This window comes from Actinoplanes sp. NPDC051470 (assembly GCF_040682035.1).
GTDB lineage: Bacteria > Actinomycetota > Actinomycetes > Mycobacteriales > Micromonosporaceae > Actinoplanes.
This window is the reverse complement of sequence record NZ_JBFBAA010000022.1, coordinates 158218-169799: the sequence shown is the minus strand read 5'-3', so window position 1 is coordinate 169799 and position 11582 is coordinate 158218. Positions and strand designations below refer to the sequence as shown.

12 protein-coding genes and 2 pseudogenes are annotated in these 11582 nt (G+C 68.7%); 8 read left to right on the top strand and 6 right to left on the bottom strand.

Annotation, left to right across the window (positions count from 1 at the left end; translation table 11 throughout):
* The coding region (locus tag AB0M54_RS32435; RefSeq protein WP_364475532.1) for a ParB/RepB/Spo0J family partition protein at nucleotides 1–1015 on the top strand (1015 nt) is incomplete at its 5' end.
* 521 nt (nucleotides 1016–1536) lie between these two features.
* Nucleotides 1537–2652 (top strand): site-specific integrase, encoded by a 1116-nt coding sequence (locus tag AB0M54_RS32430; RefSeq protein WP_364475530.1) that lies wholly within the window; start codon nucleotides 1537–1539, stop codon nucleotides 2650–2652.
* Between the two features lie 67 nt (nucleotides 2653–2719).
* Here the strand turns inward: AB0M54_RS32430 and AB0M54_RS32425 are convergent, their stop codons facing one another.
* The 5 genes and pseudogenes from AB0M54_RS32425 to AB0M54_RS32405 all read right to left on the bottom strand — a co-directional run bounded on the left by AB0M54_RS32425 (nucleotide 2720) and on the right by AB0M54_RS32405 (nucleotide 5494).
* The gene (locus tag AB0M54_RS32425) at nucleotides 2720–2917 is read right to left on the bottom strand and encodes a hypothetical protein (RefSeq protein WP_364475546.1); all 198 of its coding nucleotides are present in this window, start codon (nucleotides 2915–2917) and stop codon (nucleotides 2720–2722) included.
* Nucleotides 2914–3300 carry a hypothetical protein gene (locus AB0M54_RS32420; RefSeq protein WP_364475544.1) on the bottom strand — a complete coding sequence of 129 codons (387 nt, stop codon included), beginning with the start codon at nucleotides 3298–3300 and terminating at the stop codon, nucleotides 2914–2916. Before AB0M54_RS32420 ends, AB0M54_RS32425 begins: the two co-directional genes overlap by 4 nt.
* Before the next feature lie 76 nt (nucleotides 3301–3376).
* Nucleotides 3377–3748 (bottom strand): annotated as a pseudogene (locus AB0M54_RS32415) (site-specific integrase); the annotation flags it as partial.
* 340 nt (nucleotides 3749–4088) lie between these two features.
* A pseudogene (locus tag AB0M54_RS32410) lies at nucleotides 4089–4415 on the bottom strand (FAD-dependent oxidoreductase); the annotation flags it as partial.
* A gap of 119 nt (nucleotides 4416–4534) precedes the next feature.
* Nucleotides 4535–5494 carry an AraC family transcriptional regulator gene (locus tag AB0M54_RS32405; RefSeq protein WP_364475528.1) on the bottom strand — a complete coding sequence of 320 codons (960 nt, stop codon included), beginning with the start codon at nucleotides 5492–5494 and terminating at the stop codon, nucleotides 4535–4537.
* 145 nt (nucleotides 5495–5639) lie between these two features.
* Between AB0M54_RS32405 and AB0M54_RS32400 the strand changes: the two genes are divergently transcribed.
* The 6 genes from AB0M54_RS32400 (at nucleotide 5640) to AB0M54_RS32375 (ending at nucleotide 11097) form a co-directional block, all read left to right on the top strand.
* A complete protein-coding gene (locus AB0M54_RS32400; RefSeq protein WP_364475527.1) occupies nucleotides 5640–6071 on the top strand; it encodes a nuclear transport factor 2 family protein in 432 nt (143 codons plus the stop codon).
* Between the two features lie 152 nt (nucleotides 6072–6223).
* The gene (locus AB0M54_RS32395) at nucleotides 6224–6619 is read left to right on the top strand and encodes an MmcQ/YjbR family DNA-binding protein (RefSeq protein ID WP_364475525.1); all 396 of its coding nucleotides are present in this window, start codon (nucleotides 6224–6226) and stop codon (nucleotides 6617–6619) included.
* Complete coding sequence (locus tag AB0M54_RS32390; protein ID WP_364475523.1) at nucleotides 6616–6966, top strand: MmcQ/YjbR family DNA-binding protein; 351 nt, start codon at nucleotides 6616–6618, stop codon at nucleotides 6964–6966. Before AB0M54_RS32395 ends, AB0M54_RS32390 begins: the two co-directional genes overlap by 4 nt.
* 49 nt (nucleotides 6967–7015) lie before the next feature.
* Nucleotides 7016–8398 carry a replication-associated recombination protein A gene (locus tag AB0M54_RS32385; protein WP_364475521.1) on the top strand — a complete coding sequence of 461 codons (1383 nt, stop codon included), beginning with the start codon at nucleotides 7016–7018 and terminating at the stop codon, nucleotides 8396–8398.
* A gap of 55 nt (nucleotides 8399–8453) precedes the next feature.
* Complete coding sequence (locus tag AB0M54_RS32380) at nucleotides 8454–9446, top strand: zinc-binding dehydrogenase (RefSeq protein ID WP_364475519.1); 993 nt, start codon at nucleotides 8454–8456, stop codon at nucleotides 9444–9446.
* Between the two features lie 232 nt (nucleotides 9447–9678).
* Nucleotides 9679–11097 (top strand): carboxylesterase family protein, encoded by a 1419-nt coding sequence (locus AB0M54_RS32375; RefSeq protein WP_364475517.1) that lies wholly within the window; start codon nucleotides 9679–9681, stop codon nucleotides 11095–11097.
* 186 nt (nucleotides 11098–11283) lie between these two features.
* On the opposite strand, the gene AB0M54_RS32370 is transcribed toward AB0M54_RS32375, so the two are convergent.
* Nucleotides 11284–11511 (bottom strand): hypothetical protein, encoded by a 228-nt coding sequence (locus AB0M54_RS32370; protein ID WP_364475515.1) that lies wholly within the window; start codon nucleotides 11509–11511, stop codon nucleotides 11284–11286.
* Nucleotides 11512–11582: the final 71 nt, after the last annotated feature.

Below are 11582 nucleotides of genomic sequence, written 5' to 3'. Positions count from 1 at the left end.
TATGACCGTGACTACCGAGGTGGACTGGTCATCCGGAGCCGGTAAGGCGCCGGCGGTGGAGCTGCCGCTGAACCAGCTGAGGCCCGGGGCCTACATCCGCGTCGCCGGGATCAACGAGGACCATGTGCGAGCACTCGCCGACTGGGATGGCGAGCTGCCTCCGATCGTGGTACAGCGCAGCACGATGCGCGTGATCGACGGCGTCCACCGGGTCAAGGCCGCGAAGCTGCGGGGCGACACCAGCATCCACGCCCGGCTGGTGGACCTGAGCGACCACGCCGCGTTCGTGCAGTCCGTGGCGGCGAACATCGGCCACGGACTGCCCCTGTCGCTGTCCGACCGGAAGGCCGCCGCCGCCCGGATGATGACGCTCTTCCCGCAGTGGTCGGACCGGGCGCTGGGCCGGGCCTGCGGACTGTCCGGGAAGACGATCAGCGCGTTCCGCGTCCAGTTCGATGCGGGCGAGCCGGAGCGGCGGATCGGGCTGGACGGCAAGAGCCGCCCCGTGGACAGCGGACCGGGCCGGCGCGTCGCCCGCGAGCTGCTCGATGCCCACCCAGACGCCCCATTGCGAGAGATCGCGCGGGAAGCGGGTGTGTCGCCCGGCACCGTTCGCAAGGTCCGCGACAGCATGCGCGCTGAGGTATCGGGTGGCGTTCTGGCGCCGGTGGTGACCGAGGTGCAGGCATTCGCACACACCGCGCCCGAACCGGAGAAGACGCGGTCGCTGGCGGTGCGCGCGGCAGTCGCAGCCCGCGCCGAACGCGAGGACCCCGAGCCGGAGCACATCCTGCAGAACCTGCGGCAGGACCCGTCGCTCATCTACCGTACCCAGGGCCGGGACCTGCTGCGGCTGCTGCAACGGGGCCCGGTGCTGGCGATGGGGGAGCGGGTCATCGACTCGATCCCCTCGCACTGCCTGCCTGCGGTCGCCGCGCTGACCCGGTACTACGCCCAGGAATGGGCGATGCTGACCGGGATGCTGGAGAACCGGGCTCGCCGCGAGATCGCCTGACACAGGAAACCGGCGCCTCAGCCCACCTCGGACCGGCCACCGGGCACTCGTCCGCCGCCTGCTCGGCCAGATCCGCCTCGCCGGAGGCATCCGGACCCGGACCGATCTTGCTGATTGGACTGGAGCCAACCGGCCCCGAACCGTCCATCTTCAAGCGAACGAACGCAGCTTTACGCGGAAGGACACCAGCACGTCCGCATTATCGGATTGCCAATATCAGTAATCCGGTAATCCAAGAAACGGACAAAAAGACGACGCACCATAATGACAGTTATGTGGTTTCCCCATGCGCGGGTAGGAAATGGCTAAGACTTGCGCAGGTCGGAGACTGTTGAGCGACACCAGGTCGTCAGTGGTTTGCGCCGCTGAATGTCAGTAGGAACGCCACGAAACGTCAGTGGCTGCGCCATCGAATGTCAGTGACCGGCTGGTCACGTATCGGGGTCGGGGCGTCGGATGGTGGAACGCCGCCGGGTGACGTGGCGGCGCGGCGGTGCTGATTCCCGATAATGTTGCGTATCGTGATAGAGAATCCGGCTGATCCAGACGCGAGCGTCGATCACGTTCCGGCGTCCGCGGATGCGTCCGTCGCCGGCGCGGTGGAGTTGTCGGCGAGCACCCGGGACCGGCTGCGCCGGGCCATGCCCGACAACACCCGCCGCGCCTACACCGGCGACCTGCGCCGCTTCCTCTCCTGGTGCGCCGACCGGAACCTGCTCGCCGTAGCGGACCGCTCCGACGACGAGCGGCTCGCGGACGCGATGCGGCAACTGCTCCAGCGGCACGGCGATCTGCACGTGATCGTCACCGAGTACGTCAGCGCCCTGGCCGACGCCGACCGCGCGCCCGCCACCATCGAGCGGGCCCTCGCCGCGATCACCGCCGCGCACCGCGCCGCCGGTGCCGGCGGCTTGCAGACCGAAGGCCCGCGGCAGTTGCTACGCAGCTACCGCCGCGAGCGGGCCACCACCGGCACGGGCGTGCGCGTTCGCAAGGCCGCCCCGGTTACCATCGTCGCGCTGCGGGCCATGACCGACGCCCTGGACCGCAACAGCCTGGTCGGGATCCGCGACACCGCATTGCTGGTACTCGGCTTTGCCCTCGGCACCCGACGCAGTGAACTGGCCGCTCTCGACATCGCCGACCTGAACTTCACCGCCGAAGGCGTACAGGTCGAGATCCGCACGTCCAAGACCGACCGCGACTCCCTGGGCCGGACCGCCGCCCTGCCGTACGGCGCGCATTCAGTGACCTGCCCGGTGCGCACGGCCCAGACGTGGCTGGCCTCGCTCGCCGACTATGACCGCAGCTTAGGTCCACTGTTCGTACGCATCGACCGGCACGGCGGTCTCGGCCGCACTCCTACTGGCCGCGGCAGCAGCGACGGCCGGCTCACCGGCCAGGCCGTCGCCCTGGTCGTGGCCCGCACCGCAACGGCCGCCGGTCTGGACCCGAAGGCAGCCTGGTCAGGGCACTCGCTACGGCGCGGCTTCGCCACCGAGACCTACCGCACCGGCGCCGACCCGCTGCGCATCGCCCGCGCCGGCGGCTGGAAGGACGGCTCCGCAACCCTGCTCGGCTACATCGACGACGTCGACCGCTGGCAGGCCAACCCACTCGCAGGGGTCGGCCTGTAGCGGTGAGCAGAGAAGCAAGCAGTTCTGTGCTCGGCGGAGGATGGCGGGTCTCGAGCCTGCTATCTGGTCAGCGCTCTTGGACCTCGTTGACCTCGCGGTACACCAGTTCCTCCAGTGCGTCACGGAAGGCGTTGTAGTCGTCGATCGGTTTCGTCGGGTCGTCGTCGAGCTCGAAGTCGCGTCGCGTGGTCCGGATCTGGCTCCTCAGTGCTTCCGCGTCGACGGAGTTGTCGAGCACGGCTTCGACCTCTTCGAGCAGGATCATCGCCTGCTCCTTGAGGGCGTTGGGCTGGTCTTCTCGGTCGTGACCTCGCGCATGGCCTGGCGTTGCCGGCGCCCGAGGACGCGGAACAGAACACGGAAGTTGGCTTCCATCGTCTCCGCTGCCTCGGTGAGTGTCTCGTCGTCGGCTGCCGCCTCCAGGACGCTGCGGGCAAAGCCGACCTTGTCCAGGTGGAAGCCTTCGAGTTTGGCTGCTGCGGCCCGTTCCGGCGCGTCGTGGGTGCCTGAGCAGCCCTCGAAGTTCACGTCTCTGGTGCGCAGATGGGCCAGCTTGGCTGCCTCGGCGGGGCCGAGGAACTCCTCGGCATAGCGCTTGACCGCTGCGACGCCGATCGCAAGCGGGACGAGGTCCTCGATGGCGACCACCCCGCTCGGGAAGGGCATCGACGCGGGGCCGCGGTGTGCTCGCCACCGGATTGCTGACCACCGCGCCGGCCTTCACGAGATAGGCGTACCAACTCGAGATGGACGCCAGCGCCCGGGCGACGGTGGTGTCCTTCGCGCACCGGTTCCCGGAACCATGCAAGGAACGCCAGACGCTGAAGCCGACAACATCTGACGGCCGGGCGGACAGCGGATCGACGAGGCGCTGCTGACACCACTGCAGGAAGACCTTCAGGTCATGGCCATGGGCCTTGCGCGTGTTCGCCGATCGGGCAGCCAGCAGCCACGACACCGTGAGCCCCCGCACGTGCCGCCCGGACCCGTCACCGGCCGGCAAAGCCGGATAGGAGGCGACGACCGCGACGATCCGCAGGTACCCATCCGTCCCGCCAGCAGGCGGCCGCGCGGATCCGACTGGCTCAGCGACCATGAGCGTCGTCACCACCCGCGGACGACGAGCAACGCGAGACAGTCCCGGACGCGTGTAGCGAAACATCTCTGGAGGGCGTCAACAGTGCCTCCGTCCCGCGGGAACCGGCATCGACTCCCATCCCAACCGGCGAGGCTCGCGCAGGTCAATGGATGTCCCCCGATGGATGACGAACCCATCGGCGTCGCCCAGGGTGGCCTGGAAACAATCCGGCAGTTGGGTAACAGACCGGCCGGTAAGCGCTAGCCAGCGCCAGCGCCCCCTCGCCGCCGCGACTGCGGGACAAAGCCACCCAGCTCGGCGGGGCGAACACGTCCGCGTCCGCCCGCCGAGCTGAGGGTCAGGTGGCGAGGAACGAAGCGATGAAGCGCTCGGCGTCCAACGCCGCGGCACACCCGGTGCCGGAGGCGGTGATCGCCTGCCGGTACGTGTGATCGACCAGGTCACCGGCTGCGAACACGCCGACGACGTTGGTCCGGGTACTGGACGACTGCACCTTCACGTAGCCCTCGTCGTCAAGCTCGACCTGACCCTTGAACAGCTCACTGCGCGGGTCATGCCCGATCGCCACGAACACGCCGGTGACGTCGAGCACCTTGGCCTCGCCGGACTGCACGTTCTTCAGCCGGACACCGACCACCTTGCCGTTGGAGCCCAGGATCTCCTCGTTCCTTGTTGCGTTCGGGTCGTGGTGACCAGCAACTCGTCGTAGCGGTCCACCGTGGACGGCGGGCGGCCCCATGCCGACGTCGAACCGGTGGCGGAGGGGGCGCTCGGATCGGCTTCTCAATGCCCCGGGCTGGAGCTGCTTTCCTGCTGGTCTGCCCGTGCCGCATAGGCGGCGGGGGTGAGGCCGGTGTGGTTGCGGAAGAAGCGGCCGAAGTCGGCGGCGTCGGGAAAGACCAGGTGGGCGGCGACGGCGCGGGCTGTCCAGCGGGCAGGGCCGAGGAGGCGGCGGGCTTCGAGGAGGCGTCGCTCGTCGATCACCTGCCGCGCTCCAGTGCCGGTGGCGTCCTGTGCGGCGCGGGTGAGGGTGCGGACCGAGCAGCCGAGCAGACGGGCGTAGTCGTCCACCCGGTGCTGCTCGCGGAAGTGCAGTTCCAGTGCGTCGAGGAAACGCCGGTAGACCGTGGCACGACGATCGGGGGCGGCGGGCGGCAGGGTGGTGGCGCTGGGACTGTGGGCGAGGCGGAGCAGCAGTGCCTCCAGCAAGCTGCGGCGCAGGGCGTGGTGGAGGTCGAGGGGGCGCCGGCCCAGGGCGCGGTGTTCGTCGAGGAGTTGGAGGGCGGTGCGCTCGGCCCAGTGGGCGTCGTCGGGGTGCGGGGTCAGGACGGCGGGTGCGTCGTGCGAGGTGACGGGGGCGAGCAGGCGGACCGTCTCGGCCCGCAGGACGGTCGGCTCGAACAGGATGAAGGGGCCCCTGGCGGTGCCCGGCGGGTGAAAGCACAGGGTGTGTCCGGGGCGCACCCACAGCCACTGGCCTTGGGTGACGGTGCGGGTGATGTGGTCGACGTCGTGGTGCAGCACACCAGACGTCACGTGGATGAGGTAGTGGAAGGTGGCCCGGCAGGGGTGAGGCGGGCTCCACGGCCAGGCGTCGTGGTTGGCGAAGAAGTCCTCGATGGTGGTGACTTCCAGGCCGTACGGGGTGCCGACCGGGGGTTGGAAGTCGTACAGGGGGATGGGTGCTCCTGCGGGAGGGGCGGATACTTCGGCTCTGCCCGTCTGTCTGCTGCTGACCATCATGTGTCCGCAGCCTACCGCCAGATATGCCAAAACCAGGGGAATCATGGCTGGTGAGCCCCGGACAGTCGGGCGGTCGGCGCCTGGCCTAGGCAGGCACACGCCCGGCGGATCCGGCTGGCCACAGCACCTGTGAAAGGGACATGGCATGAGCGTCAGTAAGGAAGAGATCAGCAAGACCATCATCGAGCTGGAGAAGTCCTTCAACGAGCGGTGGAGCGCCGGCGACAACCGCGGCTACCTCGACGGGTTCGCGGAGGAGGTCAGCTACTTCGACCCGATCCTGGAGAACGTCGTGGTCGGGCGGGACAAGGTCGTCGAGTGGATCGACTCGATCTACTCCGACCCGCACATCGTGCGCAGCGAGTACCTCAATCCGCAGGTCCACGTCGGTGACAGCGGCGACTTCGCTGTCCTGGGCTACAACCTGAAGACCTTCGTTCTCGACGAGGACGGCAAGGAGAAGCAGCACCGCGCCTGGAACGCCACCCACGGCTACCGCCTGATCGACGGCCAGTGGCGCATCGTGCACTCCAACTGGGCGTTCTCCCAGACCGTGACGGAGAAGATCGCCTCCTGACCGTGAGGCGCCGCCAGACCGTGGATGTGCCCGTACGCCGCAAGCAGCGGGAATCCTCGTATGAGCGCCTGCGAAAGACCAGCTGGGAAACGGAACAGGGGGCCTGCCGATGGTGGGGTCTCGTCGTACGCGAAGCAAGGAGCTGAACATCCATGAACGGCAAGAAGCTGCAGCAGATGGCCGCCGAGTGCGCCGAGGGCCTGCCCGGTACCGCGCTGGAGCACCCCTTCGGCCCGGACTGGGACGTGCGCAAGGTGCGCGGCAAGGTCTTCATGCTGATGACCGACGTCACCGGGGAGCCGTTGGTGATCCTCAAGTCCGCCCCCGACGAGGCGGCGGCGCTGCGCGAGCAGCACGCCGAGATCACCCCCGGCTACCACATGAACAAGCAGCACTGGATCACCCTGCACGGCGGCGACTCCCTCGACCGCGCCCTGGTCGAGGAGCTGGTGACTGACTCCTACCGGCTGGTGGTCGCGGGGCTCCCGAAAGCGCAGCAGCCGGTGGACCCGGCAACGTACGCACAGGCAGACCAGGCTCCGCGATGACCCTCACCGGGCTCCGGCTGCAGCAGACGGCACGCCGCGCGGCCGAGGCGCTGCCCGGCTCCGACAGCAGTCGCCCCTTCACCGAGAAGTTGGACGTCTACAAGGTCGGCGGGAAGGTCTTCCTGATCGTCACGGACGATCCCGGTGAGCGGATCATCACGGTCAAGGCGGAGCCGGAACACGGGCGGCGGTTGCAGGACGAGTGCCCGTCGATCACCGCCGGACGCTATCTCGACAAGACGCACTGGATCTCCGTGGGTGCCGACCGGGGTATCACCGCGGCCCTGGTCGAGGACCTGGTCACCGACTCCTACGACCTGGCACTCGGCGCCGTGCCGCGCAGCTGACCGCCCGCACCGGCGCTCGACCACCCTCAACTCAGGAAAGCCTTGCCCCATGGATCACTCCGAACCCGCGCTCTCCCTGTTCGACAGCGACGGTCCCGCCCTCGGCGGCACCGGTATGACCGACACCACCGGGCCGGCCATCGACGAGCTCTCCCGTCCTCTCGCCGACCGGCTGCGCCCGCGCACCCTTGGCCAGGTGGTCGGCCAGGAGCACCTGCTGGCCGATGAGGCGCCGATCGGGCGGATGGTGCAGAGGCAGCACCTGGTGTCGATGGTCCTGTGGGGGCCGCCGGGCTGCGGGAAGACCACCATCGCCCGTCTCCTCGCCGATGCCGCCGGTCTGGTATTCGCCCCGCTGTCGGCGACCTTCTCGGGCGTCGCGGACCTGCGCCGGGTGTTCCGCGACGCCGAGCAGCGCCGGGCCCGGGGCCAGAGGACGCTCTTGTTCGTGGACGAGATCCATCGCTTCAACCGCGCCCAGCAGGACAGCTTCCTGCCGTACGTGGAGGACGGCACGGTCGTGCTGGTCGGCGCGACCACCGAGAACCCGAGCTTCGAACTGAACGGCGCGCTCCTGTCGCGCAGCCAGGTCTTCGTCCTCAAACGCCTCGACGAGCAGGCCCTTCAGGCGCTCACGGCCCGCGCCGAAGAGCTGACCGGCCAGGCCCTCCCGCTGACCGGCGAAGCCCGCCAGGCCCTGCTCGCCATGGCCGACGGGGACGGCCGCTACCTGCTGAACATGGCCGAACAGCTCCAGGCCCTCCCCACGGACACCGGCCCGCTGGACGCGGCCGGACTCGCCCGGCAGGTACAGCGGCGCGCCCCGCTGTACGACAAGGCCCAGGAGGGCCACTACAACCTGATCTCCGCACTGCACAAGGCGATGCGCGGCTGCGACCCGGACGCCGCCTTGTATTGGCTGGCCCGGATGCTGGAGGGCGGTGAGGATCCGCTGTTCGTCGCCCGCCGCCTGGTCCGCTTCGCGAATGAGGACGTCGGCATGGCCGACCCGCAGGCCATCCACCAGACGCTCGTCGCGTGGGACGTGTACGAGCGGCTCGGCTCGCCCGAGGGTGAACTCGCCCTCGCCCAGGCCGTCGTCTACCTGGCCACCGCCCCGAAGTCCATTGCCGTGTACCGCGGTTTCGGCGCCGCGGGCAGGAGCGCCCGTCGCACCGGTTCCCTGATGCCGCCGCCGCACATCCTCAACGCACCCACCCGGCTGATGAAGGACCTCGGCTACGGCAAGGACTACCAGTACGACCCGGACGCCCCCGACGGCTTCTCCGGCGCCGACTACTTCCCCCAGAACATGGACCGCGAGACCTACTACCGGCCCACCGAGCACGGCCACGAGGCCGAGATCGGCCGCCGGCTCAAGCACTGGGCCCGGCTACGTGCCCAGCGGCGCCACCCGGACACCCGCGGCTGAGCCAGGACCGGCCGCCTCACGAGCTCGTCCCCGACCACTGGAAGAAGACACCGCCATGCCGTCGACCATGCACGCCATCCGCCTCACCGGTCCCGTCACCCCCGATCGGCTCACCGTCACCGACGTACCCGTCCCCGACGTGCGCCCCGGCTGGGTCCGCATCCGGATCAAAGCCTTCGGCGTCAACGAATCCGAGGTCACCAGCACGAAGGGCCAGTCCAGCGCGGACTTCTCCTTCCCTCGCATCCTCGGCATCGAGGGCGTCGGCATCATCGACGCCGTCCCGGACGGCAGTGACCTCAAGCCCGGCCAGAAGGTAGCCACCATGATGGGCGGCATGGGCCGCGCCTTCGACGGCAGCTACGCCGAGTACACCCTGGTTCCGGTCGACCAGCTCATCCCCTTCGACACCGACTTGCCCTGGGAGACCGTCGGCGCACTGCCGGAGATGTTCCAGACCGCCTACGGCTCCCTCACCACCGGACTCGACCTCCAGCCGGGCCAGACACTGCTGATCCGCGGCGGAACCTCCACCGTCGGCCTGTCCGCAGCCGCACTGGCCAAGGAACTGGGCGCCACCGTGCTGTCCACCACCCGCCGCGCCGAGCGCGCCCAGGTGCTGCGCGACCACGGCGTGGACCACCCGATCACCGACGACGGAAAGATCGCCGACCGCGTACGGGAGCTGTATCCCGGTGGCGTGGATGCCGCCCTGGAACTGGTCGGCGGACAGGCTCTGCCCGACACCCTGCGCGCGGTCCGCCCCGGCGGCACCGGCTGCTTCACCGGCTCGCTCGCCGACCAGTGGATCATCCCCGACTTCAACGCGTTCGCCGTCATCCCCATCGGCGTCCGCCTCACCGTCTACGGCGGCGCCGCCAAAGACCTGCCACCCGCCGCCTTCGACCACCAACTGCGGTCCATCACCGAAGGCCGCCTCAAGCCCGCCATCGCGAAGGTCTACCACGGCCTCGGCCAGATCCCTCAGGCCCACACCGACCTGGCGGCCGGCCGCACCCCGGGCAAACACGTCGTGGTCCTCGACTGACACCCGCGGATGGCCGGCTCCAACGCCGCAGCGGCGTCGACCCCACCAAATGCCCCCACCGCTAGGAAAACCCCATGTTCCTGTTCACAGACGGATACAGCTCATTCTCCGTCCTCGATCTCCCCGCCACCCAAGCGTTATCTCCGCGCTCCACAAATCCATGCGGGGCTCTGACCCCGACGCCGCCCTGTACGCCCGAAGACAATTGACCACCGTTCGAAAGGCTCACCACATGTCCGAATCCCACGCCGTCCGCTCCTGGCTCGGCATCCCCTACGCCACCGCAGAACGCTTCCACAGTCCCACCCTCGTGCCGTTCAACCCCGACCTGCCCTACGACCAGGAGGGTCCCGCACCGCTCCAGGCCGGGGACACCAGCTGGCTCGAAGCCGACAACGGCTTCAGCGAGGACTGCCTGAACCTCAACGTCTGGGCCCCCGAAGACTCAGGTGACGAGCCGTTGCCCGTGGTCGTCTACATCTTCGGCGGCGGGTGGGTGCTGGGCGCGAACACACAGACCACCTCGAACGCGTCCGGCCTCGCCGCGACCGGACGAGCTGTCGGGGCCTCCCTGAACTATCGGCTCGGCCCGTTCGGATGGCTGTCCCTCTCCCAATATGGCGGTGCACTCGAAGAGGCCACGAACCTCGGCCTGCAGGACATCATCACCGCTCTGCGGTGGGTGCGGGAGAACATCACCCGATTCGGCGGCGACCCCGGCAACGTCACCGTCACGGGCAACAGCGCCGGCGCCTTCTCCGCCCTCAGCCTGCTTGCCGCCCCCTCGGCCGACGGCCTCTACCACCACCTCGCCGCATTCTCCGGCATGCCGTCACGCCAGGTGCCGGCGTGGGGGGCAGAAGAGCGCGCGCTGGCGGTCCTCACCGCGCTCGGGGTGCAAGACGATCCCCAGCAGTTGCTGAACATCGACGCAAAGCTGCTCGCCGAGACGATGAGCAAAACGCAATCATCAGACCCTGGCGCAGCGCACGGGGTCGACAACGACGTCATCGCCATCGTCGACGACCGGACCCAGCCGAACGGCATCCTCGCCGATCATCCCCTGAAGGTCCTCGAGTCCGGACGGCACCGAGACGTCGACATCCTCTTCAGCAGCACCACTCACGAGACCGACTGGTGGGTCCTGAACAAGACCGATGAATTCGACCCCGGCAGCATCGACGACCTGGTCGAGGAATTCGCCGCCCGGAACCGCATCCCACGCAGCCGCGCCCGGAAGATCGTCGCCGCGTACGACGTAGATGGGCGCACCCCCGTCGAGGCCCGCGGGGCATTGCTCACCGACTTCTCCTTCACCCTGCCACAGGTCCGTGGCGCGCTCGCACACGCCGCAGCCGGCGGAAACGCGCACCTGTTATCGGTGGGGTCGGTCGAAGGGGCGCACGCGGTACATGGCACGGAGATGTTCGGCATAGTTGGACAGGAACGCCTCGACGCCAGCGACGAGCAGATCGTCCGCGACACCTTTGTCCGCGACACCGTCCTCGCACTCGCCGAGGGGAACATCAACGACATGTGGGACGCGGTGGCAGCGGAGCCCACCACGAAAGGCATCGGCAACCCGCCCTACGACCCCACCGCCCATGCGGTCCAAGTCCTGAACACGTTCGACGGCATCGAACGTCCCTGAGTCTGGATGCTGGCCCGTGGGTGCGGTGCATCCGCACCCACGTACCGGGTAGCTCAGCGCGTCGGTATCGCACGTGCAAGCCGCACCAGTACCGTCCTACGGATCAGCATGCTGCGATTGGAGGCCCCATGGTCGCCCCTGGACACCGCCGTGACTTCTCGTTAAACCACCCGAGCGCTACTGACATCAGATGACGCTTTTACTGACGTTCGGATGGCGTTCTACAGAGACCGCGGCGAGCAGGGTGGCTTCGCTGTCGCGGAAGTGTCCGATTGCGGCGTTGCGGCCGGCACATAGAAGAATCCGTTCCCGGCGGCGGCGGTTGGTTGTCACGGCGAGGTCCAGGCATGGGCGACAGGACTTGAGCAGGCCTGCCTCCCCGGCGAAGTCCTTCAGTTCACGCTGTTCCGCCATGCCTCCATGTCTCCACGCCAGGAGCCGGCTACGAGGTTATTGGGGTGTGCCGGAGGGCGGCGGCTTCTAGC